Annotated in this window: 29 protein-coding genes and 1 tRNA gene; 12 read left to right on the top strand and 18 right to left on the bottom strand. The window is 46.8% G+C overall.

The window, feature by feature from the left end:
- Positions 1–20: 20 nt before the first annotated feature.
- From AB432_RS00475 to AB432_RS00440, 8 genes are all read right to left on the bottom strand, one after another.
- Positions 21–653: an NAD(P)-dependent oxidoreductase gene (locus tag AB432_RS00475; RefSeq protein WP_048035538.1), complete on the bottom strand. Its 633-nt coding sequence runs from the start codon at positions 651–653 to the stop codon at positions 21–23.
- Positions 654–840: 187 nt separating this feature from the next.
- Positions 841–1,230 carry a rhodanese-like domain-containing protein gene (locus AB432_RS00470; RefSeq protein ID WP_048035537.1) on the bottom strand — a complete coding sequence of 130 codons (390 nt, stop codon included), beginning with the start codon at positions 1,228–1,230 and terminating at the stop codon, positions 841–843.
- Between the two features lie 24 nt (positions 1,231–1,254).
- Complete coding sequence (locus AB432_RS00465; protein WP_012683835.1) at positions 1,255–1,521, bottom strand: metal-sensitive transcriptional regulator; 267 nt, start codon at positions 1,519–1,521, stop codon at positions 1,255–1,257.
- 92 nt (positions 1,522–1,613) lie between these two features.
- Complete coding sequence (locus tag AB432_RS00460) at positions 1,614–2,099, bottom strand: DsrE/DsrF/DrsH-like family protein (protein ID WP_048035536.1); 486 nt, start codon at positions 2,097–2,099, stop codon at positions 1,614–1,616.
- A gap of 84 nt (positions 2,100–2,183) precedes the next feature.
- Entirely contained in the window at positions 2,184–2,972 is a 789-nt protein-coding gene (locus AB432_RS00455) for a sulfite exporter TauE/SafE family protein (RefSeq protein ID WP_048035535.1), read from the bottom strand.
- Between the two features lie 336 nt (positions 2,973–3,308).
- Complete coding sequence (locus AB432_RS00450; protein WP_007719853.1) at positions 3,309–3,533, bottom strand: sulfurtransferase TusA family protein; 225 nt, start codon at positions 3,531–3,533, stop codon at positions 3,309–3,311.
- 63 nt (positions 3,534–3,596) lie between these two features.
- The gene (locus AB432_RS00445; RefSeq protein WP_048035534.1) at positions 3,597–4,748 is read right to left on the bottom strand and encodes an MBL fold metallo-hydrolase; all 1,152 of its coding nucleotides are present in this window, start codon (positions 4,746–4,748) and stop codon (positions 3,597–3,599) included.
- A 13-nt stretch (positions 4,749–4,761) separates the two neighbouring features.
- Positions 4,762–5,343: a sulfurtransferase TusA family protein gene (locus AB432_RS00440; RefSeq protein WP_048035533.1), complete on the bottom strand. Its 582-nt coding sequence runs from the start codon at positions 5,341–5,343 to the stop codon at positions 4,762–4,764.
- 175 nt (positions 5,344–5,518) lie between these two features.
- Between AB432_RS00440 and AB432_RS00435 the strand changes: the two genes are divergently transcribed.
- Positions 5,519–5,947, top strand: a complete 429-nt coding sequence (locus AB432_RS00435) for a DUF4275 family protein (RefSeq protein WP_048035532.1) — start codon at positions 5,519–5,521, stop codon at positions 5,945–5,947.
- A gap of 81 nt (positions 5,948–6,028) precedes the next feature.
- On the opposite strand, the gene AB432_RS00430 is transcribed toward AB432_RS00435, so the two are convergent.
- From AB432_RS00430 to AB432_RS00420, 3 genes are all read right to left on the bottom strand, one after another.
- Positions 6,029–7,330 (bottom strand): peptidoglycan D,D-transpeptidase FtsI family protein, encoded by a 1,302-nt coding sequence (locus tag AB432_RS00430; RefSeq protein WP_048035531.1) that lies wholly within the window; start codon positions 7,328–7,330, stop codon positions 6,029–6,031.
- The gene (locus AB432_RS00425) at positions 7,314–7,844 is read right to left on the bottom strand and encodes an RNA polymerase sigma factor (RefSeq protein ID WP_048035530.1); all 531 of its coding nucleotides are present in this window, start codon (positions 7,842–7,844) and stop codon (positions 7,314–7,316) included. The genes AB432_RS00430 and AB432_RS00425 overlap by 17 nt, the downstream gene beginning before the upstream one ends.
- 143 nt (positions 7,845–7,987) lie before the next feature.
- Positions 7,988–8,076, bottom strand: a tRNA-Ser gene (locus AB432_RS00420).
- A 159-nt stretch (positions 8,077–8,235) separates the two neighbouring features.
- Here AB432_RS00420 and AB432_RS00415 point away from each other — a divergent pair.
- Positions 8,236–8,955, top strand: a complete 720-nt coding sequence (locus AB432_RS00415; RefSeq protein WP_048035529.1) for a pseudouridine synthase — start codon at positions 8,236–8,238, stop codon at positions 8,953–8,955.
- Positions 8,956–8,994: 39 nt separating this feature from the next.
- On the opposite strand, the gene tadA is transcribed toward AB432_RS00415, so the two are convergent.
- Positions 8,995–9,477 (bottom strand): tRNA adenosine(34) deaminase TadA, encoded by a 483-nt coding sequence (tadA, locus tag AB432_RS00410; RefSeq protein WP_016740879.1) that lies wholly within the window; start codon positions 9,475–9,477, stop codon positions 8,995–8,997.
- Between the two features lie 183 nt (positions 9,478–9,660).
- On the opposite strand from tadA, the gene AB432_RS00405 reads away from it, so the two are divergent.
- The 6 genes from AB432_RS00405 to nagE all read left to right on the top strand — a co-directional run bounded on the left by AB432_RS00405 (position 9,661) and on the right by nagE (position 15,645).
- The gene (locus AB432_RS00405; protein WP_048035528.1) at positions 9,661–10,158 is read left to right on the top strand and encodes a ribonuclease H-like YkuK family protein; all 498 of its coding nucleotides are present in this window, start codon (positions 9,661–9,663) and stop codon (positions 10,156–10,158) included.
- 369 nt (positions 10,159–10,527) lie between these two features.
- Positions 10,528–11,385 carry a glucose PTS transporter transcription antiterminator GlcT gene (gene glcT, locus AB432_RS00400; RefSeq protein ID WP_048035527.1) on the top strand — a complete coding sequence of 286 codons (858 nt, stop codon included), beginning with the start codon at positions 10,528–10,530 and terminating at the stop codon, positions 11,383–11,385.
- A 129-nt stretch (positions 11,386–11,514) separates the two neighbouring features.
- Positions 11,515–12,012 carry a PTS sugar transporter subunit IIA gene (locus AB432_RS00395; RefSeq protein WP_048035526.1) on the top strand — a complete coding sequence of 166 codons (498 nt, stop codon included), beginning with the start codon at positions 11,515–11,517 and terminating at the stop codon, positions 12,010–12,012.
- Between the two features lie 30 nt (positions 12,013–12,042).
- Positions 12,043–12,300, top strand: a complete 258-nt coding sequence (locus AB432_RS00390; protein ID WP_007719815.1) for an HPr family phosphocarrier protein — start codon at positions 12,043–12,045, stop codon at positions 12,298–12,300.
- A gap of 40 nt (positions 12,301–12,340) precedes the next feature.
- The gene (gene ptsP / locus AB432_RS00385) at positions 12,341–14,053 is read left to right on the top strand and encodes a phosphoenolpyruvate--protein phosphotransferase (RefSeq protein ID WP_048035525.1); all 1,713 of its coding nucleotides are present in this window, start codon (positions 12,341–12,343) and stop codon (positions 14,051–14,053) included.
- Between the two features lie 152 nt (positions 14,054–14,205).
- Positions 14,206–15,645 carry an N-acetylglucosamine-specific PTS transporter subunit IIBC gene (gene nagE / locus AB432_RS00380; RefSeq protein ID WP_048035524.1) on the top strand — a complete coding sequence of 480 codons (1,440 nt, stop codon included), beginning with the start codon at positions 14,206–14,208 and terminating at the stop codon, positions 15,643–15,645.
- Between the two features lie 18 nt (positions 15,646–15,663).
- On the opposite strand, the gene AB432_RS00375 is transcribed toward nagE, so the two are convergent.
- Together AB432_RS00375 and AB432_RS00370 are read right to left on the bottom strand one after the other, a co-directional pair.
- The gene (locus tag AB432_RS00375) at positions 15,664–15,924 is read right to left on the bottom strand and encodes a hypothetical protein (protein WP_235617588.1); all 261 of its coding nucleotides are present in this window, start codon (positions 15,922–15,924) and stop codon (positions 15,664–15,666) included.
- Positions 15,925–15,937: 13 nt separating this feature from the next.
- Positions 15,938–16,150 carry a helix-turn-helix domain-containing protein gene (locus AB432_RS00370; protein ID WP_047074382.1) on the bottom strand — a complete coding sequence of 71 codons (213 nt, stop codon included), beginning with the start codon at positions 16,148–16,150 and terminating at the stop codon, positions 15,938–15,940.
- Positions 16,151–16,316: 166 nt separating this feature from the next.
- Between AB432_RS00370 and AB432_RS00365 the strand changes: the two genes are divergently transcribed.
- Positions 16,317–16,673 (top strand): helix-turn-helix domain-containing protein, encoded by a 357-nt coding sequence (locus tag AB432_RS00365; protein ID WP_048035522.1) that lies wholly within the window; start codon positions 16,317–16,319, stop codon positions 16,671–16,673.
- A gap of 103 nt (positions 16,674–16,776) precedes the next feature.
- Here AB432_RS00365 and AB432_RS00360 read toward each other — a convergent pair whose 3' ends face one another.
- On the bottom strand, positions 16,777–17,124 hold the full coding sequence (locus AB432_RS00360; protein ID WP_048035521.1) for a winged helix-turn-helix transcriptional regulator: 348 nt from the start codon (positions 17,122–17,124) through the stop codon (positions 16,777–16,779).
- 197 nt (positions 17,125–17,321) lie between these two features.
- On the opposite strand from AB432_RS00360, the gene AB432_RS00355 reads away from it, so the two are divergent.
- Positions 17,322–17,732: a DoxX family protein gene (locus AB432_RS00355; protein WP_048035520.1), complete on the top strand. Its 411-nt coding sequence runs from the start codon at positions 17,322–17,324 to the stop codon at positions 17,730–17,732.
- Between the two features lie 68 nt (positions 17,733–17,800).
- On the opposite strand, the gene AB432_RS00350 is transcribed toward AB432_RS00355, so the two are convergent.
- Positions 17,801–18,409 (bottom strand): hypothetical protein, encoded by a 609-nt coding sequence (locus tag AB432_RS00350; RefSeq protein WP_048035519.1) that lies wholly within the window; start codon positions 18,407–18,409, stop codon positions 17,801–17,803.
- Positions 18,410–18,499: 90 nt separating this feature from the next.
- Here AB432_RS00350 and AB432_RS00345 point away from each other — a divergent pair, with 90 nt between their 5' ends.
- Complete coding sequence (locus AB432_RS00345; protein ID WP_048035518.1) at positions 18,500–18,679, top strand: hypothetical protein; 180 nt, start codon at positions 18,500–18,502, stop codon at positions 18,677–18,679.
- Between the two features lie 69 nt (positions 18,680–18,748).
- On the opposite strand, the gene AB432_RS00340 is transcribed toward AB432_RS00345, so the two are convergent.
- Both AB432_RS00340 and AB432_RS00335 read right to left on the bottom strand, forming a co-directional pair.
- The gene (locus tag AB432_RS00340; protein WP_048035517.1) at positions 18,749–19,930 is read right to left on the bottom strand and encodes a NupC/NupG family nucleoside CNT transporter; all 1,182 of its coding nucleotides are present in this window, start codon (positions 19,928–19,930) and stop codon (positions 18,749–18,751) included.
- Positions 19,931–20,070: 140 nt separating this feature from the next.
- A complete protein-coding gene (locus AB432_RS00335) occupies positions 20,071–20,478 on the bottom strand; it encodes a RidA family protein (protein WP_048035516.1) in 408 nt (135 codons plus the stop codon).
- Between the two features lie 126 nt (positions 20,479–20,604).
- Between AB432_RS00335 and AB432_RS00330 the strand changes: the two genes are divergently transcribed.
- Positions 20,605–20,799, top strand: coding sequence for a hypothetical protein (locus AB432_RS00330; RefSeq protein WP_048035515.1), 195 nt, complete (start codon positions 20,605–20,607; stop codon positions 20,797–20,799).
- Positions 20,800–20,810: the final 11 nt, after the last annotated feature.

Below are 20,810 nucleotides of genomic sequence, written 5' to 3'. Positions count from 1 at the left end.
TGTTCAGGAGCCTAATTACATTAGGAGCCTACTGTGAAGCGCTCATTGCGATGCTTCGGATTTTCGATTTCATCGAGCAACGCCACTGCGAAATCGGCATAGCTCACATAGCTCTGTCCGCTAGCGTTTACTAGCAGATGGTCTTTTCCGAGTTGGTAGGCGCCTGTTTTCTCCCCTGCTGGATCAAAAAAGGCAGATGGACTAATATAAGTCCATTGAATGCCGTTTGACTCTTCCAATACACGCAAGTACTCTCCATGCTTTTGTGCTGTTGCCAAGTAAGCCTTAGGGAAATCAGGCGTTTCTACGAGACGCAGTGTTTTGGCTTCGTCTACAAACAGACTGCCTGCACCGCCTACAACGAGCAAACGTGTAGAAGGAGCACCCTTCAATGCTTCAATTAAAGCTTTCCCTGACTCTACGTGCAGATGTTCCTGGCCTGCTGGTGCACCAAAAGCGTTCACGACTACGTCAAAGCCGTTCAAATCTGCTGCTGTCAGGTCAAATACATCTTTCTGAATCACTGCTACGTCAGTCTGCTCGATTTTGGATGCATCACGTACAATCGCTGTCACTTGATGACCACGATCCAACGCCTCTTTCATAATCACCTTACCTGCTTTACCGCTTGCTGCTACAATTGCAATCTTCATGATGATATTCCCTCCATTTTTATGTTGTAGATGTAACTGAATTAGTTACAACACTCTCAAAAATAATAGGCGTTACCGCATCGCCTTGTTGTAATCATTTTAGTTACAACAAAACAAATTGTCAACCCTGTTTTTTCAACGCATAAAAAAAGCACCCGGTATTCACACATACACCAGGTGCTAGCTGTTACTTCTTTTTCGTCGGACCATTCCAGGTAATGAACCCGCCTTGCAGATGTGCCATCTGAGGAATGCCGTGTTTCTTTAAAATTTTTGCTGCCTGCTTACTACGCATCCCGCTCCGGCAGTATAGCAATATATCGTTCTTGCTGGAAATTTCTTTTGCACGATGGTCGAGCTGAGACAAAGGGATGTTCACTGCTGAGGGAATATGACCCGCTTTATATTCGTGAGGCTCGCGTACGTCGATGAGCAGCACCCTGCTTTTTTGGTTAACCCGTTCCTTGAACTGATCTGACTTGAGATTTTCCAATCCTTTTACAGGAACGAAGCGAGAGATGACATACCAAATAATTACCGCATAGGCGAACAGCAAAAGAATCGTAGTGAAACTCATAGGAAGCTCCTCTCCAAAATCGGTTTAACGGCTCTTGACCAAAAGCTCTACGGCTTCTTTCACCAGCTTGCTCGTGTCTCCTCCAGCAGCCTGCTCTTCTAACAAACAGCGTTGCAGGTTTTCCGCTACAATCTGGGCAATCGCTTTGTCTGAAGCGTTGCGAACGGCGGAGAGCTGCGCTACTACGTCTTTGCAGTTTTTCTGCTCGTCCATCATTTTCAGCACACCGCGTACTTGTCCTTCGATTCGTTTTAAACGTCTTTTGATATCGTCACTATAGTTGTAATCCATATGAATTCCTCCTGTTTCACGACAAGGCATACGTATACAGGTATCTTATGCGAAATCCAGGTAATGTCAAGCAAGCTGCCTTCGCGTGCTGTTTAAATGAACAGGTTTACTCTTGCCTGAGTCGCATCCCCCAAATAAGCGGCTACACCTGCATACTCCATTCCGTCGAGCAATTCCTCCTGTTTGAGACCGAGCAAGTCCATCGTCATCGTACAAGCGACCAGCTTCACTCCCTGCTCCTGAGCCAGCTCGATTAGTTGTGGAAGCGTCAGGGCATTGTGTTTTTTCATGACATGCTTGATCATCTCTGGCCCCATCCCCATCATGTTCATTTTAGACAGTCCGAGCTTCTTGGCGCCTCTTGGCATCATCCAACCGAACGCTTTTTCAAGCCATCCCTTTTCTACCTTCACGATCTCGTCCTTGCGCATCGTATTCAGTCCCCAAAAGGTGAAGAAAATCGTGACATCATGATCATAGGCCGCCGCTCCGTTCGCAATAATAAAGGCCGCAATCGCTTTATCCAAGTCACCACTGAACAACACAATCGTCGTTTTTTCTTTTTGTTGTTTTTCCATGTAAGAACACTCCTTTAAAATACTTATACTTGTATAGGTATGAAAATAAGCGAAAGAAGCTTTTGCAAAGAAAAGCATCTTTCCTTATAAAATGTCACTCCAAATCTTGATAGCCGTTCCACTGATCAACACAATCAGGCCATAACGCAAATATTTCACATCGCTCTTGGCGCTGACCATACTGCCCACCGGTGCCCCCAAAACACTTCCGATGACCGTATACAAAACGGGCAAGAGCGGAATTTGCCCACCCGACAGCTTCCCGATCACACCACCTATTGCGGAGATGAATACAATGGCCAAAGATGAGGCAATTGTCACGCGCGTAGGTATTTTCAACACAGTCAGCATGATCGGAATGAGGATGAACGCTCCCCCTGCACCGACAATCCCGGATACGATTCCTACGGCAAACGCAGCACCAGCAGCAATGAAGCGGTTATACGTAACTTCCCCTGCTGCCGCTTCTGTTCCCCTATTTTTCACGAGCATCAAAATCACGGCAATAATCGCCAGGATTCCGTACACCAAATTGATGCTTTCATTCGACAAGTATTGGGAGAGAGCTGCACCAATCAGACTTCCCGCCAAGATGCTTACACCCATATCTCTGACGAGTCCTTTATGAATCAGGGGCGAGTTTTTCCCGTTTCTTTTGCGGAAAGCCAGTACGCCAGACAGCGACGCGAAAAATACTTGAAACATCGAGATCACCGAAACTTCCTGGGCGGAAAACTGCGCCACCCCTAGTGCCGGTGGTATAAACAGAAGCATCGGATAGCTGATGATCGCTCCACCAATCCCGAGCAGTCCGGAAAAAAAGGAGCCGACAAAACCGAGAGAGACCATGAGCAGAAGCAGTAATACGTCCATATATCCTCCTCGCATTCCTACCTAACGCATCGGAATGCTCAACCCTCTTTTCAAATGAACCAACATCAGGTAAAATCAATTCCAAGTAAATAACTGTGAATAAGGTGATTTAAATGGTCCGCTTTTTCAAATCCATTTTTCAGCATCGGTGCCCCACCTGCCAAGAACCTTTGCGCTCACACAAAAATGCCTTGTTCAGTGAAAAGCAATGCCCTAATGGCCACTACAAAGAAGAAATCTATACGCATCTTGGCGTACGTATCGTTTATGAAAATCAGGAGTAAGCGAGCACTACAACCGTTAGCGCTTCATCCAAGAGTGCTCGCTTCTGTCTCCTTACAGCTTTTTCACTAAAAATTTGTACACACCGTTCTCAACCTCATGGGAAACTAGCTCATTCCCTGTTTGCTTGACCCAAGCAGTGAAGTCGTTCAGAGAGCCTTTGTCCGTCGAGAGTACTTCCATGGTTTGACCGGATTGCATTCCGTCCATTGCTTTTTTAGCTTTGACGATTGGCATCGGGCAAGCCAGACCTTTTGTATCTACCACAATATCCGCCATGTTTTCATTCCTCCTGTTATATAAGCGCGTGATCAAAAGACGATTTTTTGAACCACCTTTTGGTTATTTATCGTGAATGGCGCAGCGATTTGGCCCTACTTCCATCTCTTGTTGTTCCTCTTCACTCGGTTTTAATTTCCCCATGTTCACTTGACGAATTTCTTGATACGCATTCGGCTGCGGCGGCAAATGGTGCGTAACGATATGGCGGAATTCACTTTCATCCGCAATCGTTAGCCCTGGATTGTTGCGATACAAGTCACCCAAACGGGCAGATACGACACCCATTGGACCAAGCTCCGTATAGCTGCCAAAATGAGCAGGCAACACGACTAAATGCTCGGGAAGCTCTTTATATCGATTATACAGGGTGTTGTGCAGGTCTCCCACCCAATCTTCTGCTTTCCCAGCCAAATCCGGGCGTCCGATCGAAGCTACGAACAGACTGTCACCCGTGAGAAAATACGTATCATCGACAAGCAGTGACGTACTTCCGATGGTATGTCCGGGGGAGTAGATCGGCAGGATCGCGATTTTGGTTGCCCCCACTTGGATTTCCTGCCCTTCCTCTAGCTTACGATAGGAATACGTAACTTCTTCCGCATCTTTTTCTGGAAGCCAATACGATGCATCGAGTCGTTCTGCCAGCTTCTTTCCACCGGAAATATGGTCGGCATGCAGATGGGTATCGATGGTGTGCTTGATCGTCCATTGATGCTTGGCTGCAAATGCTTCGTACACATCCGTCATCCGCAGTGTATCGACGACAGCCGCCTCCCCTCCTGATACGATCATGTAAGACAAGCAGCCTTTTCCAATGCGGACAAACTGGTAAATCGCACCGCCATCACGGAGGTCTCCTACCTTCACTGGCTCCAGATGCTCACTCCACGCCTTCATGCCACCTTGCAGGTAAAAAACATCCGTAAAGCCCGCTTCTGCTAGCATCTCTGCGACAAAAATGGATGAGCCCTCTTTTGCACAGACGACCAACACCTTTTGATTCACAGGGATTTTCTCAAGAACAGCCTCTACCCCATCCAGCAAATCAAAGTAAGGGATGTTCATGCTCACTACTCGATGCCCTTCGATTCGCCAATTCTCATAATCGCTCGTATTGCGAACGTCGAGAATAAACAATTCCTTCTGCGCAAAAAGAAGCTGCGTTAGCTCGTGTGCTGTCATTGCCTCCACGCTTGTTTGTTGTTCCATCATCTTTCTCTCCCCCTTATTGTTTTTCTGCCGGGCCATTCCAGCCGGACATACCCGGTAGCACATTGGTGATTTTGGTAAAACCCTTTTTGGCCAACAACTGACAAGCCATGTCGCTGCGTTTGCCGGATCGGCAGATAATGTAGATGTCGTCGTCGGGCTGTAGCTCATCCAAACGCTTCTCCAATACTCCCAGGGGTATAGAAATGGCTACAGGAATGCGGTGAAAAGCGTATTCCGCCGGTTCTCGAACATCAATGAGTGTCAGCTTCTCTTTGGCTTCCAGCTTTTTTTGCAGTTCTTCATTAGAAATGGTCCGCAAGAAGTTCGTCTCCTCCTTCACCTCATGGGTACTCGCTTTTCGCAGGAAATGCTTCCATACTTCCCCCTCCTGAACTGTACCCAAAAATTCATGCCCCGTATTGTTTGCCCAGCTCTTCAGGTCAGCCGATGACCCCTTATCAGTTGCTTGCACCTCCATCACCTGACCCGGTAACATCTCTTCCATTGCTTTTTTTGTGCGTACGACAGGCATTGGACATGCCAAGCCTTTGCAATCTAGTGTTTTATCAGCAGAAAAATTCGATTGTACGGACATGTTGTCTACCTCCTACATTTTGAGTGGAAATGTTGATTGATCAACTTTATACGTATACCCCTATGGGTATTATAATATGCCCCTCGTTTTCCTTTGTCAATAGTCGAAACGTGACCGACACACTCATTCATACGTATTTTCTTAGAAAGGATCTTGTACCGACATGGAGGGCCCAATGAAACTAGCTGACCGGATGAAGGCAAAGAACACGAAGACAACAGAGCTGTCTATTTGGGGACCTTACTTACGGGAAGAATGGGAGAAGCATTTTGCGAGCCATCTGACCGAAGAAGATAAAGAGAGGATTTTTCTCAAAAATAAAGACGGCTACCAAGGATATCTGTGGCATTTATTCAGCAATAAGCTGAGGGATTGTCTTGAACGCGAGGAAGCGGATAAAGCCTTTCAGCAAGTTGCCCATGAGTCATACTATGTGTTTTACCAGCTTTCCAACGAGGTGTTGATCTTGGAAAATGCTGCGGCGTTTTCTGCCGGGGACTTGGAAATGGAATACGATGTGTATGTCGTGGATAAGGATTTTACGTGGACGTATGTGAAGACTCATGAAACCAAGTGGTGTGGGCCTTATTTTTGCAGGAAGTAGAGTGGGGAAAACAAAGAGAGGAAGCATTCGGATACCTTTAGGGGTATACCGATATGCTTCCTTTTTTGATTGATGGGTTCATTATCGTTTTTGGAGATACTGCAAACTGTTTTCCATGATCTCTTGGAAAGGGGGAGCAACAATTTCCTTCCCCCATAATCTTACCCAGATATCTGTATTCGGATTATCAACAGCTATGTAAACTAATAGCTTTGGATCATCGCTTGGTGCAAATCCGATAAAAGAATACGTATATTTTCCATCGATGAAATTTCCTTGCTGGTCGCGTTTCTGCACTATTCCTGTGCGCCCAGCGACCGCATAATCTTTTATGGAAAAGGCTGTATCAAAGCCTGGTTTGTTGTTTACTAACGTCTCTAAAATTTCTCGAACCTGTTTGGCTGTTTCCTCTGATATGACTCGACGCCCTTTGTCAATGTGATTCCTTTCCTCCCTCGTGACATGGGGTTTCATCAATTCACCCCCGTTGGCGATGGCCCCGACAGCAGCTACTTGTTGAATGGCAGAGGCAGAACCCCCAAGTCCGTAAGCTGCCATTGCCTTATCATAGGGAGTATCCATGTTTGGTATCTTTCCAGGCTGTTCATTAATTTGTTCAATACCGGTTTTCGCTCCAAAACCGAACCGTTCAAAATAATGCTGTAATGAGTCTCCATGTATCTGTTCACTGAGCTTGGCAAAAGCGACATTTGAAGAACGTTGGATCCCTTCTAAATACGTAATCTGTCCCCACCCTGCACCATTATTGTGGTCTTTAATAAACTTGCCCGGGGTAATCTCGTAGGTTCCGGACTCATAAGTTTCGTAGTTCTTATACTTTCCCTCTTCAATAGCAGCCGCCAACGTCACGATCGGAATTGCGGCCACAGGATCTGGTTTCGCTTTTACTATGTCTGGAACCCGGTCATTGGTATCCTGTTTTTTCAGATTCATCCCAAGAATTTCTCCGGTATTTGGATCGGTAACGATTACCGTCATATTTTCGGGCTGATAAGCTTTGTTGGTCTTATGTATCGCTTCTTCTATATACGCCTGAATTTGTGAATCGAGGGTTAGAACCTTATCTGTTTGGGATGTCGTTTCCGCGGCTTGTGCCTTTTGACTCTCCCCTGTATTCATCTGTTGTGCGCTTGGCAGGGCCTCCGAAGGCATCCACTGAAATGCGATAAACAATAAAGCAAACGAAGCAACTGCGCCCCCGATGACCTTGGCATACTTTTTTCGCCTTTTCATTTGTACGAGCAGCTCCCTTTTTCGACGAATATGACTCGCGATTTCACGTCGTTTGTCCTCATCCATCTGAAGCGACGGAAATGATTGCAGCACTGTGCTTATCTCTTTTTCTTCAAAAGATGGCGTCATGTAGATTGACCTCCCTGCCGCTATTGCCCATTTGTTTTTGCAATTCCTTGATGGCTCGATGGAGCGTCGTGCTCACTTTTGCATCACTCCAGCCCAAAATTTCTGCTGTCTCTGCTGTAGATACTCCCTCTATCAACCGCAGGATTAGAACTTCTCGATACGTGCTTTTGAGGCGATTCATCACTTCATATGTTTCTTGCAATTGTTCCTTTAACACTAATGCCTTCTCAGGTGTACGCTCTTTGGAAGTGAGAAGTCGAAGGACGCTTTCGGGAAACCAGTCCATCATTTTTTGCTTACGCCTATAATCAATCGCTGCATGGCGTGCGATGGTCAGAAGCCATGTCTTGGGCTGTGCTCTGCCTTCGTAGCTCGATAAGGCTCTGAGCGCCTTCGTAAAAACTTCCTGGACTAAATCCTCGACATCTCTACGTCCGGTAAAATACGCGAGGTAATTGTAAATATCATGGCCGTATTGCTGAAACCATCGCTCTATTCGGTCATCGGAATCCATTCGTACGCTCCTTTATGAAGTTTGTATCTTATTAGACGCGAAAATGAAATTTGCTTACAGTTTTTGTGATATAAAAAAATGAAGCATATCTCTGCCGTACTGGCAAAAATATGCTTCATTCTCATCGATCCGAAAAATCTAAGCGGAGAGAGTGGGATTCGAACCCACGCACGCCTCACGACGCCTAACGCATTTCGAGTGCGTCCCCTTATGACCACTTGGGTATCTCTCCATATTTGGTTTGTCAGAAACATTACTTACTATAGCAAAATACAGTCAAAAATGCAAGACTCATTCCTCTGTATGCCCCTTGATTTGCGCGGCTCATTAGGCCAAACTAATAACAGCACACAAGATTGGTATCCGATCAGAAGAAAAGCGAGGAACATATATGAAACGTGAACGTTTGGACAAGGTGCTGGCCAATATGGCAATCGGCACGCGCAAGGAAGTGAAAGCACTTGTGAAACAGCGACTGATCGTCGTAGACGGCGTTGTCGCAACAGACCCGGGGATGCATGTCATTGCCGAGGAACAGGAAATCCTTGTGGATGGAGAACCACTTAACTTTAAGCGCTGGGTATACGTTTTGCTGAACAAGCCGCCTGGAGTGGTTTCTGCTACAGAGGACAATGTCCATGAAACTGTCGTGGACTTGCTCCCGTACGAGTGGGCAATCAAGGTACATCCGGTAGGCCGACTGGATATTGATACAGAGGGTCTCTTGCTCTTGACCAATGACGGTCAGCTCTCCCATAGCCTCTTGTCCCCGAAAAAGAAAGTGGACAAGGAGTACTTTGCTCGCATCGATGGCCGGGTCACTGAGCACCATGTACAGGAGTTCGCCAAAGGCGTGGAATTAGAGGACTTCACTACACTGCCAGCCAAGCTGGAGATTATCTCTTCGGGAGAAACATCAGAGATTCGCGTCACCATCATGGAAGGAAAGTTCCATCAGGTAAAACGGATGTTTGCTGCTTTCGACCTGCAAGTCACCTATCTGCAACGGATTCGTATGGGCCCGCTTCACCTTGACCCATCACTCGCCCCTGGTGAGTATCGCGAACTGACCGAAGAAGAGCTGCACATGCTGCAAAACGTAAACAAATAAAAACCGCCTGCATGCAGACGGTTTGTCCAGACAGCCCGGTCATTCCTGTACCGGCTGTCTTTTTTTTCGTAACCCTCGAAAGAAGTCTTTGAGCATCTGTCCGCATTCCTCTGCAAGAACACCCTCTATGACTGGCACCTGATGATTGAAGCGCGGTTCCGCGAGCAGGTTCATCAATGTCCCGGCACAGCCCGCCTTCGGATCGCGAGCGCCATACACGACCTGTTCGATGCGGCTTTGAACGATTGCACCCGCACACATTGGACACGGCTCCAATGTCACGTACAGCGTACATCCGATCAAGCGCCATCCACCCAAGCGTTCACTTGCCTCCCGTATCGCGATCAATTCCGCGTGCAAAGTAGGGTCTTTTTGTGTTTCCCGCAAGTTATAGCCGCGACCTACGATTTCCCCGTCGCGCACGATGACCGCACCGATTGGAACCTCGCCAATCGCAGCGGCTTTCCGGGCCTCTTCCATGGCTTGTTTCATATAATAATCATGTTCATTTGCTTGTATCACGTTCCCTAAAGCTCCTTCAAAAACAGTCTTTCGTCCCGAACAAACGGACCATTTTACCCAAAAAAGTTGATTCAAGAAGTTTTTGTCCCTACCCGTTCACATACTATCTGAGAGATTACATACATTAATGATGTAAGGAAGAAGTATGCAAATCTTTGTTAGCCTCTTTCTGGAGGGATGTGAGTGGGCTTAACCTCTGCAAATACGTTATTTGATCGCTTTCACAGTCCGACTAGAGGTCTACTGGCAAAAGAAGAAGTGTTTTCCCACATCGAACATACCATCTCATCAAAAGGTGGTCCATTTGAAATTATTGTGGGGGCCGACTCTCAATTAAAAAGCCGCGGGACTTTTTTTGCCCTCGTTATCACAGTGATTCGTCCCGGCCATGGGGGCACCTTCTTTTATCACAAATTTCAAGAACGCCGGTATTCATCCTTGCAACAGCGTATATTTCAGGAAGCGATGTACGCAGTCGGACTTGCCACAGAAGTACGCCAATATTTGCGGGACCACCATTTAGATACTCCCATCCGCCTGCATTTTGATATCGGTACGAATGGCCCTACCCGTAAGTTTATCCAGTCTTTGTTGAGCTTAGCAGAAACCAATCACTTTCGTGCCGAAATCAAACCGAACTCCTTCTGTGCATCTACGATTGCCGACAAGTACACCAAGTAAACAAAACAGGCGGATTGCTAATGAGGCGTCCGCTTGGCTTTGTTTTGCCCTTATCCTGTTGGTTCAAACAATTCGGGACAGGCACTTGCATCTCCTGCCCACCGCGTTTTTTCACGTAAACAGGGTGATTGACAATGTACGAGACGTGAGCTATTATAAGCTTTAATTGAAGCGTTTTCACAAGGCGTGTTACTGGTAATGCAGGCATGAGCCGAGAAGATCTTTTTCTTGTTAAAAAGGTTTTTTCGGCTCTTTTTTCTGATTAACGTCAGGGTTCATCGGCGTTTTTCATTAAATTGGATGTGACCGCTTGCGGTAAGCAAATACGGTCATGGACCGTTTTTGTCTATCTAAAGGTGGTGGAATGGATTGTCCCGTGAAAAGGAAAAAACGTACGCAATTACGCGTGTGTTGAACCATAACGTCGTACTTGTAGAAGAACCCGGATCCGGACAAGAAATTGTCCTGTTCGGAAAAGGAATCGGATTTGGCGCAAAACCCGGGAATACCATCCCCTCCCAAGACTCGCGAGTGGAAAAGCGCTTCACGCTCGAAAATGAAAATCATCAGAAACAGTATCAGAACATCCTGAGCCAAGTAGATCCTGCTGTCGTAGGAATTGCGGAAGAAATTATCGCTCTCATTGCAAGTGAGATTACGCCGGAATTGAACGAACACGTCCACGTTGCCTTACCTGACCATATCCAGTTTGCGATCTACCGGCTCAATAACGGAATGGAGATCGTGAATCCTTTCTTGTTCGAAATCCAGACGCTGTACACGAAAGAGTACGCACTGGCGAACCGGGCAGCGGATATGATCAAAAACGCATTCGACCTGGACATTCCCGATAGTGAAATCGGATTTCTGGCCTTGCACATACACTCCGCAATCAGTTACGTGCCAGTAAAAAAGGCTGTCCAATTCACCAACATCATCACGGAGTTGGTAAGCCTGATTGAAGAGCGAACAGCCATTACAATTGAACGCAGTACCATTGATTACGTTCGCCTCATTACCCATTTGCGCTTTGCCGTTGAGCGCATCCGTCAACAAAAATTCATCAAGAATCCGCTTCTGGACCGAGTCAAAACCACCATGCCAGAAGCCTATCAATTGGCAACGGAGCTGGCTCAATACATTTCCACCCGTCTCGAAATCGCTGTACCCGAAGATGAGGTTGGTTACATGGCTCTGCACCTTTATCGCTTATTACAACAAAATTAAATCATAATCCTGCGTGTTACTAGCTCGACTAGGCATGAGCGGTGAGATCATACGGACATAGTAAGTATGTCGTCGTATGAATTCAACCGTCTCATGCCTTTTTTGGTTCAGACGCAAAAGGAGGATACTATGCTACGCAGTCTTTTTTCCCGGAAAAAACAACAACAAGAGGTAACCTTTCTTGCACCATTAACAGGTACCGTACTCCCCCTGTCCGAAGTTCCTGATCCTGTATTCGCAGGTAAAGTCGTCGGTGATGGTGTAGCGATTTTGCCAAGTGCAGACACGCTCGTCTCCCCTGTCGATGGAAAGGTTACGCATCTTTTCCCTACTCACCATGCTATCGGGCTGTCGACCGAAAGTGGTCTTGAGATATTGATGCATATCGGAATTGATACGGTGAAATTAAACGGGAAAGGCTTTACCCCGTTTGTCTCGGTTGGCGATCAAGTGAAGGCTGGCGACAAGCTCATCCAATTCGACAAGAGTGTACTGGAGGATGCGGGCTGTCCGATTGTGACACCAATCGTAATTACAAACGGTGATATGGTTGCTGAAAAAAATGTAGTGGCAAAAGCAACTGTGCAAGCAGGCCAAGAGCCACTTATGACTGTCGTCTTAAAATAAAGCGAAGCGCATGGTTGAAGGAGGTACAACATGGTTCAATTTGAAGTAACCGTCAATGTAGAGGGTGGGCTCCACGCGAGACCAGCAGCTCTGCTCGTGAATTGTTCGTCGCAATCTCAGTCAAAGATTACGCTGAGCAAAGGGACAAAACACGCAGATGGCAAAAGCATTCTCGGCATCATGACGTTGGGTGTCTCCCAAGGTGACACCCTAACCGTTCAGATCGACGGAGCGGATGAACAAAACGTAGCCACTGCGATTCAGCAGCTATTGGAGCAATCCTCGTAAATCATACCGTGTAAACGACGAACAGGAAGGTGAAGGATGTATGTTAAAAGGAATCCCGGTTTCCGCTGGCATTTCGATAGCCCCTGTTTTACGCCTCACACACGAAACAGCCATTACGCAGGCAGAGTCCACCACTTCAGTGGATACGACTCAGGAGCTAGGACTACTTAGCAAGAGCGTAGAGCAAGCACGCGAACAACTGGAAAAGCTAAAAGAACAGACAGAGGAACAATTAGGCTCGGAAAAAGCGGCCATCCTCTCTGCTCATATCGCCTTTTTGGATGACCCGGCATTTGTCGGGGAGATGAGTGCTCTCATCGAAAATCAACAACTGGCGGCATCTGCCGCCGTCTCGCAAGTAGCCGATCAGTTCATCGCTCTCTTTGAGAGTATGGACGATGCCTACATGAAAGAGCGCGCGGATGATATTCGTGATGTGAGCCGCCGTCTGATTCGAAATATTTCGGGCGGTGACACCGTCATCTCCTACCCGGAAGAGCCGTTTATTCTGGTTGCATGGGACGTCACCCCATCCGAGACGCTTCAGCTTCCACTCCAGCATGTACGGGGAATTGTCACGGCAAAAGGCGGCGCTACCTCTCATGCAGCCATATTGGCACGCTCTCTCGGAATTCCCGCTGTCATGGGTGCAGGCGATACCTTGATGGAAAAAGTAGACTCCGGAAGTTTGCTGATCATCGACGGAACCACTGGACAGTTAATTGTTTCCCCTGATGCGGATACACTGGCTACCTATCAGGAAAAAGCCGCACAGGAAGAAAAAGAACGTCAATTGTACGAAGCCATTAAGGAACTGCCTGCCGAAACAACCGATGGCCACCGCGTTCACCTGATGGCAAACATGGCTGTGCCAGAAGAATCTGATGCACTGATCGCCTCTGGTGTAGAGGGAATCGGGTTGTTCCGCTCCGAGTTTTTGTTTATGGATCGCAGTACTCTTCCAGATGAGAACGAACAATTCGCTGCATATAAGCACGTAGCCGCTGCTTTTGGCGACAAACCAGTCATCATTCGTACTTTGGATGTTGGCGGCGACAAGCATTTGCCAGCACTAGCACTTCCACAGGAGGAAAACCCGTTCCTTGGCTTCCGCGCAATGCGCATCTCGTTAGCCAGACCGGAATTGTTCCTGGTGCAATTACGCGCTCTCTTGCGTGCCAGTGCATTTGGTCGCCTGCTGATCATGTTCCCGATGATTTCCCATCTGGAGCAGTTGCGTGAAGCCAAACGCTTGCTGGAACAAGCGAAAGCAGAGCTGCGGGCTGAAGGAATCGCTTTTGACGAGAAGATCGCGGTAGGCATGATGATGGAGATTCCAGGTGCTTGCCTGCAAGCAGATGCGTTTGCGAAAGAGGTAGACTTTTTCAGCATCGGCACCAATGATCTCGTTCAATATACGCTGGCAGTAGACCGGATGAATGCCAATATCGCCGAGCTGTACAGCTACTACCATCCAGCCGTATTACGATTGATTTCCCAAGTCATTGAGGCTTCCCATCGGGCGGGCATTTGGACCGGGCTGTGTGGGGAAATGGCGGGAGATCCGTTGGCAACCAAGCTCCTGCTCGGATTGGGACTCGATGAGTTCAGCGGTGCCGCTTCGGTCATGCCAAAAGTCAAAGAACGTATCCGCTCCACTAGCGTAGAGGAAGCGAAGCAACTGGCCAAACACGTCCTTACACTCTCTACTGTAGACGAGGTCGTTCAATATTTGAAAGACAAAGCCTTATAAAAGGTTTTGTCGCCTAAGTAGTGAAAGCGCTTCCAACATATCGATCAGAATGGTCTCTCTCCGGCTTATTCCTTGTGCCCTCATCATTTTGCCATTCATCCGGAGAGCGGCTTCCCTGATAAATTCATTCCATTCCAAGGAGGTTTTATCCTATGCTCGCTTTTCTGCAAAAGATTGGGAGAGCCCTCATGCTCCCGGTCGCAACGTTGCCAGCCGCAGCGATTTTGCAAAGCTTTGGTCTTCTCAAATTCGAGAAGGACCTCAATCTCGGCGCCTTTGGTGCATTCATGGACTCGTACATCGCTCCGCTTTTGGCTGCTGGCGGTGCAGCCATTTTTGACAACCTGGCATTAATCTTTGCTGTCGGTGTTGCCATTGGCTTGGCTGGAGATGCTGTTGCTGCTTTGGCCGCTGTCATTGCCTACGTCGTATTGACGAAAGTGCTTGCGGCTGTTCCTGCTGCCATGCCTTTCATCGCGGACGATTTAAAACTGAACATGGGTGTCATCGGTGGTATTATGGCAGGTGGTATTGCAGCGTTTTTCTACAACCGCTACCATTCGATCAAGCTGCCAGAATGGCTAGGCTTCTTTGGTGGAAAACGCTTCGTCCCGATCATCACTTCTCTTTCCATGGTTGTCGTCGGCTTGATTTTCGGGATCATTTGGGGGCCGATCCAGATTGCCCTCGACTCATTGGGCTCTTGGATCGTAGGTCTCGGCGCAACAGGTTCTTTCCTGTTCGGATTCTTCAACCGATTGCTCGTTCCATTTGGTCTGCACCACGTACTCAATGCGATTGCCTGGTTCCAAATCGGTGACTTTACCGATGCAACAGGAAAAGTGGTACACGGCGACTTGCACCGTTTCTTTGCGGGAGACCCATCAGCAGGTATGTTTATGACTGGTTTCTATCCAATCATGATGTTCGCACTTCCTGGAGCGGCTTTCGCTATTATTCACTCAGCGCGTCCTGAAAAACGCAAAGTAGTTGCTTCTATGTTTATTGGTGCAGCTCTCGCTTCGTTCCTGACCGGGATTACCGAGGTAGTTGAATTTGCGTTCATGTTCGCTGCTCCACTCCTGTATTTTGTTCACGCGATATTGACGGGTGTGTCCGGATATATCGTAACCTCTCTGGGTATCAAGCACGGCTTTGGATTCTCAGCGGGTCTGATCGATTACGGTATCAACTACCATCTCTCAACGAATGCCTGGATGATCATCCCGATTGGTCTCGCATTTTCCGTGGTTTACTACGTCCTGTTCCGTTTCATGATCGTAAAGCTGAACCTCAAGACGCCAGGACGTGAAGATGACGAGGATATGACAGCTACAACTACGGGAAGGAACAATTCGATGCAGGATAAAGCAATTCAAGTACTCACTCATATTGGTGGAAAAGAAAATATCGTTAGCGTAGACGCTTGCATCACTCGTTTGCGTCTCGTCTTGAAGGACGACAAGAAGGTCAACGACAAAGCCTTGAAGGACCTCGGTGCAGCAGGTGTTATGCGACTGGGTCAAGGAAGCGTGCAAGTCGTCTTCGGAACCCATTCGGAGCTGTTAAAAGAAGAAATCAGCAAGCTGTAACATACAAAGAATGCCCGGTCACGGTGAAGTCCGTACCGGGCTTTTTTCTGTTTCCTGAATGGGCAACGGACGCGACCCGGCATCATTCCCATCATGTGTCGTACTATATGGGCATCGCGCGTTGTTTTCCAACTCCTTTTCAAAGATGACCAAGCGCTCGAGAAATCCCTCGCAAGCTGGCATACTCTGTGGCGCCATCATTTCAATTTCGTAAGCGACGGTTTTTCTCCAGATTTCCAGTTGCCTTCTATTTGCCTCCCAAGCATTCAAGCCTCCCACCCCTTTTGCTAAATCAGCAAATCATCCTGATAAAAAGATCAAGCATGTTACACCGGAGTTTTTTCGCTAACACTGGCAGATGATTAGCCTTGAAGTCATATTCTCCCTTCTCGTACTTCAAGTATGTCGAAGCATTTCGAAATCCGAGTGCTTCCGCCATTTCTTGCAAGGTCAGCTTGCACTCATTACGTCGTTGCGCGATAAACGGGAGGTTGAGTCGTTCCACCAGTTATCCCCTCCTGATTTGCAAAAATGGCAAATATTTATAGTTACATCATATCCTTTCAATTTTAGCAAAGTCAATACAGATTTTGTCATATTAGCAATCTTGTTTTTTCCGTTTTGGAAAATTGTTAGAATGGAATTGCCAAAACGATAAAGGTGGTCTCACGATGTCCATAGTTGGTCAACGAATAAAATGGCTGCGCGAACAAAAACAATGGTCACAACTTCAATTAGCTGAAAAGCTGGGTATACATAATACGGTACTTTCACGAATCGAGTCAGGCGAAAAGAAAGGCGTCGATTTTCATCTGATTTCCAAAGTCGCAGATTTATTTGAAGTATCCACCGATTTTCTCCACGGGCGCACGGATGAACCATCTTGGAAACGCGGTTCTGTCCGGGAAACACCGGCGACCTTCCTAGATGTCGATGGCCTGACAGAGGACGAGCTGGTTGAGGTCAAGCGCCATATTGAATTTTTAAAGTGGAAGGCTTTACAGGAAAAGAACGAAGACCCTTCTTGAGGATTTGAAGATTAACGAATAACAGAAAAACCCCTGTCTCCAGGGGTTTTCATCGTGGCAAGCGTCAGGCATACTCTCCTGATGCTTTTTTATATAGGCTGTGTTATTCTTCGCTGTCGTTAGCCAGTTCATCTGCATTCAACTCGATCCAGCTCTGCGACCAAGACTCAATTCCTTTGAGCACTGGAGTCAGAGCTTTCCCCATCTCCGTTAAGGAATACTCTACGCGGACAGGAGCAGAATCAGTAAACACCTGCCGATGCACGAGTCCTTCCTTCTCCAAATCCTTCAAACGCTCAGAAAGTAGCCTTCCGCTTACTGGCAGGGCCCCTTCCAATGCACAGAATCGCTGTGGTCCCGACAACAACTGGTATAGGATTAGACCTGTCCATCGCTTCCCCAACAACTGCATACCTTTTTCGAACTTTGGACAGAGGGTAGACTGTTTCATAGGTATCACCTCATTCTCCCTCCAGTATACCGCTCTTTGTTCAATCCATCAAAACCAATGATGTGAATCGACCTTGAAAATTACACTTGCCAACTGTTGGGATTTTATTGAATCACTTGACTTAGGAATTTATTATTGTATACTTACTAACGAAAAGTAACTTTGTTACGCATTTAAATTTTCGGAGGGATTCATACATGTCTAATCGTTTTGAATGGAGCGCACTTATTCTACGTGTGATTGCTGGACTTACTTTTGCCATTCACGGAGTGGCTAAATTTCAAATGGGGCTGGAGAATGTCGCTGGTTTCTTCGGAACCATGGGACTCCCTGCATTCATAGCTTATCTCGTAGCCTTCTTGGAGGTAGTAGGTGGTATTGCCTTGATTCTCGGTCTGGGTACTCGCGTGTTCGCAGGTGCGTTGTCTGTTATCATGCTTGGTGCGATCTTTAAAGCCAAGCTCGCTGCCGGCTTCCTGGGCGGTGAAGGTGGAGCTGGTTATGAATTGGATCTGGCCTTGCTTGCGATGTTGGTTGCTCTTGGTATCAGCGGCAGCTCCAAGTTCGCGCTGGACGCTATCCTGTTTGGAAAAAGATCGGTTGAGTAATTCTATTGTTACACATATAAAAGCCAAGCCTGAAGGTCACATTTGAGAGCCTTCTGACTTGGCTTTTTTTATTCTTTTTGTGGCGATTCCTCGATCATTTTTTTATTGATGATTCTTATTTTGTCTGCTGGTGATTTCTCGTCCTTTGCACTAATAAATACGGAGTTATCTCCCGCTTCAAAAAACATGACATAATCCTCATCGGCCATGCTCTTATCTTCACTGACAGGCGCCCCCAGATTTTTACGAATGGAGTCCAGATTCGTTTCATTGAGATGAAGACCGGCCAAATCAATTCCATATACGCGATCTTGCCCATCAAAATAAATGAGTGCACTCTCTAGCTTCTCAAAGATTTCATAGCGTCCGCCATCCCAATAATCTTGTTTCGTTACCTTGCCGTATAGCGCAGAAACCTCATCCCGCTTCATCCCGATATGGATATCGAAGCCACTTATTTCGTTTTTGGCGAGCAGCTTCAAAAACTGCTCATCCAGAATAATTTGACGCACGTCAGAGGTTTTCTTCTCTTGCTTTTGGTCGCCACCGCTATTTCCCGCTTCTTGCTTCTCCTCGGTTACGGGCTGTGGTTTTGTATCTGTTGATACATTCGTGTCAGGTGAACAGCCTCCTACAATCAAGCCTGCCATAACGGTCATACACACCCATTTTCTCATCCGAATTCGCTCCTTTTCTTCCTCTTGAATGGTTTCATCGCAACTTCATCACTGGTAAGACGTATCTTTTAGTAAAAAGTGAGGTGTTGTATGATGCCACTCTGGTTACTCGTCGTACTTATTTTCGGAGGTCTTTTGCTGATTGGAGCCATCATCGATTGGATTGCCAAGCGCCGGAAGCAGAGAGTCCTCATAGAGCGTAACAACCGTGATTCCCATTCCTTTGATGAAGGATACGATCCGAGAAACAAAGACGAATATCTCAATTGATAGACGCAGCTTCCCATCATTTGGTTACGAAATCCTCCCTAACAAAAAAGACCCCGGAAAGGGTCCCCTTCACACCACAATACTGATGATAATTCCTGACAAAATGCTGACGAGCGTTGCCCCATACAACAGCTTCAGTCCAAACCGAGCGACGACATTTCCTTGCCTTTCATTCAAGCCTTTTACCGCGCCAACAATCGTCCCGATAGAGCCAAAGTTCGCAAACGAGATCAAAAACACAGACACGATGGCAACGGTTCTTTCACTTAACTGACCTTGAATCTTCGTAAAGTCGAGTATGGCGACAAACTCATTCGCCACTATTTTAGTAGCCATGATACTTCCTGCTTGTACAGCTTCATGCCAAGGAATTCCCATAAGAAAGGCGAGGGGCGCAAAGACATACCCTAACAACGCTTGGAACGAGATACCGAATACTGCACTGAATAACCCGTTCACCATTGCAATAAGTGCAATAAATCCGAGCAGCATCGCGGCAACGACCACGGCTACTTTAAATCCATCCAGAATATACTCCCCGAGCATTTCAAAGAAGGCCTGTCTCTCTTCTTTTTCTTGATCGAGCAAGTCATCTTCCGGCTTCACTTCATACGGCGTAATAATGGAAGCAATGATAAATCCACCAAATAAGTTGAGTACCAGTGCAGCTACTACATACTCGGGTTTGAGCATGGTCATGAAGGAACCTACTATCGACATAGACACGGTGGACATCGCAGAGGCGCACAGAGTATACAGCCTGTTTTCGGGTATGGCACCGAGCTGTTTTTTTACGGTAATAAACACTTCGGACTGCCCGACGATCGCCGAAGCAATCGCATTATACGACTCCAATTTTCCCATGCCATTCACTTTGCTCAATACGAGTCCTACATACCGAATAAATAATGGGAGGATTCTCGTGTACTGCAAAATGCCGATCAGTGCGGATACGAACACAATGGGCAGCAAGACTTGTAAGAAAAATGGCATAGCACCCGGATTCGCAATGCCACCGAAAACAAAATTAATTCCTTCGTAAGCATACCCCAGGAGTACAGAAAAACTACTGGCAATGCCAGATATTAAAATGAGTCCAATATTGGTTCGCAACAACAGCAAGCCAAACACGATCTGAATCAGAATCATAATGAGGATAGGACGATACCGAATGTGCTTTTTATTGCTACTTGCCAGCCAAGCAAGCAAAAATACCGTGATCAAACCAATACCTGCGATGATATAATTCATGCAACCAACTCCAATAGCAAAAGATTTAGAGCCGACACGTACCATTGCCGATCCGCTTATCTCGCTCCATAATCTTCCCAAAAGAGTACAAAAAAACCCTCCTGAACGATGAATAATCGAACAGAAGGGGGATGCGACAACTATATATCTGCAACAGCGATGGCCTCAATCTCAATCAACAGCTCGTCCCTGATGAGCTTGCTCACTTCAACGGCAGAACTCGCTGGCGGCGTTTCTGTATTCACGTACTGATCTCGAATTTCACGGACAATGTGCATCTTGGAGATGTCAGTTACGAAAAAAGTCAATTTCACTACATGATCAAAGCTGACCCCTGACGCTTCTAACGCGAATTGGATATTTTCAAAGACTTGTTTTGTCTGTGCCGCTAAGTCGCCTGTGCCGACCACTTGGCCTTCCCTGTTGAGAGCCACCTGGCCCGATATATAAATCGTCCGTGCGTTCCGAACCTCCACCGCATGAGTGTAGCCAAACGTAGGTGGCATTGTTTCAGGGTTAATGAATTTGATTCGCTTATCATTTTGCATCCGACATACTCCCTCCGATTCACATTTGTTGGTAAACCATTCTATCATACCCGAAAAATTCTGACCATTCTTCAGTTCTCAAAGAAAGAGAGGAAAGGCCAACCTTATCACCTGGCTACATTAGATATGGATCACAAAGTGTTTGATTCGAGCAATGTGATTTATCCTCTGAATGAGAAGCAGGATGCATACTTGATCATTGAAGTAACAGGAGAGTATCAACTTGGGTTAGTGAAGGCGTTATTAACAAGAAGAAATGATATATATCCCGTCGAGTATTTGTTAGACCCGCAGTTTATTTTAAGTGAGTATACGCTATAGAATGGAATGAA

It is taken from the genome of Brevibacillus brevis, assembly GCF_001039275.2.
GTDB classification, from domain to species: domain Bacteria; phylum Bacillota; class Bacilli; order Brevibacillales; family Brevibacillaceae; genus Brevibacillus; species Brevibacillus brevis_C.
This window is presented reverse-complemented; position numbering and strand designations above follow the sequence as displayed.

Bases quoted from the DNA above. Each gene is read 5' to 3' on its own strand.
- AB432_RS00450 (WP_007719853.1), bottom strand. From the start codon at position 3,533: ATGGCGGATATTGTGGTAGATACAAAAGGTCTGGCTTGCCCGATGCCA.
- AB432_RS00430 (WP_048035531.1), bottom strand. From the start codon at position 7,330: ATGACGCCATCTTTTGAAGAAAAAGAGATAAGCACAGTGCTGCAATCA.
- AB432_RS00335 (WP_048035516.1), bottom strand. From the start codon at position 20,478: ATGCAAAATGATAAGCGAATCAAATTCATTAACCCTGAAACAATGCCA.
- AB432_RS00340 (WP_048035517.1), bottom strand. From the start codon at position 19,930: ATGAATTATATCATCGCAGGTATTGGTTTGATCACGGTATTTTTGCTT.
- AB432_RS00345 (WP_048035518.1), top strand. From the start codon at position 18,500: ATGATGCCACTCTGGTTACTCGTCGTACTTATTTTCGGAGGTCTTTTG.
- AB432_RS00470 (WP_048035537.1), bottom strand. From the start codon at position 1,230: ATGAGTTTCACTACGATTCTTTTGCTGTTCGCCTATGCGGTAATTATT.
- ptsP (WP_048035525.1), top strand. From the start codon at position 12,341: ATGTTAAAAGGAATCCCGGTTTCCGCTGGCATTTCGATAGCCCCTGTT.
- AB432_RS00365 (WP_048035522.1), top strand. From the start codon at position 16,317: ATGTCCATAGTTGGTCAACGAATAAAATGGCTGCGCGAACAAAAACAA.
- AB432_RS00475 (WP_048035538.1), bottom strand. From the start codon at position 653: ATGAAGATTGCAATTGTAGCAGCAAGCGGTAAAGCAGGTAAGGTGATT.
- AB432_RS00455 (WP_048035535.1), bottom strand. From the start codon at position 2,972: ATGGACGTATTACTGCTTCTGCTCATGGTCTCTCTCGGTTTTGTCGGC.
- AB432_RS00435 (WP_048035532.1), top strand. From the start codon at position 5,519: ATGAAACTAGCTGACCGGATGAAGGCAAAGAACACGAAGACAACAGAG.
- AB432_RS00360 (WP_048035521.1), bottom strand. From the start codon at position 17,124: ATGAAACAGTCTACCCTCTGTCCAAAGTTCGAAAAAGGTATGCAGTTG.
- AB432_RS00395 (WP_048035526.1), top strand. From the start codon at position 11,515: ATGCTACGCAGTCTTTTTTCCCGGAAAAAACAACAACAAGAGGTAACC.
- AB432_RS00445 (WP_048035534.1), bottom strand. From the start codon at position 4,748: ATGATGGAACAACAAACAAGCGTGGAGGCAATGACAGCACACGAGCTA.
- AB432_RS00415 (WP_048035529.1), top strand. From the start codon at position 8,236: ATGAAACGTGAACGTTTGGACAAGGTGCTGGCCAATATGGCAATCGGC.
- nagE (WP_048035524.1), top strand. From the start codon at position 14,206: ATGCTCGCTTTTCTGCAAAAGATTGGGAGAGCCCTCATGCTCCCGGTC.
- AB432_RS00425 (WP_048035530.1), bottom strand. From the start codon at position 7,844: ATGGATTCCGATGACCGAATAGAGCGATGGTTTCAGCAATACGGCCAT.
- AB432_RS00330 (WP_048035515.1), top strand. From the start codon at position 20,605: ATGGATCACAAAGTGTTTGATTCGAGCAATGTGATTTATCCTCTGAAT.
- AB432_RS00465 (WP_012683835.1), bottom strand. From the start codon at position 1,521: ATGGATTACAACTATAGTGACGATATCAAAAGACGTTTAAAACGAATC.
- AB432_RS00390 (WP_007719815.1), top strand. From the start codon at position 12,043: ATGGTTCAATTTGAAGTAACCGTCAATGTAGAGGGTGGGCTCCACGCG.
- AB432_RS00460 (WP_048035536.1), bottom strand. From the start codon at position 2,099: ATGGAAAAACAACAAAAAGAAAAAACGACGATTGTGTTGTTCAGTGGT.
- AB432_RS00350 (WP_048035519.1), bottom strand. From the start codon at position 18,409: ATGAGAAAATGGGTGTGTATGACCGTTATGGCAGGCTTGATTGTAGGA.
- AB432_RS00355 (WP_048035520.1), top strand. From the start codon at position 17,322: ATGTCTAATCGTTTTGAATGGAGCGCACTTATTCTACGTGTGATTGCT.
- AB432_RS00440 (WP_048035533.1), bottom strand. From the start codon at position 5,343: ATGTCCGTACAATCGAATTTTTCTGCTGATAAAACACTAGATTGCAAA.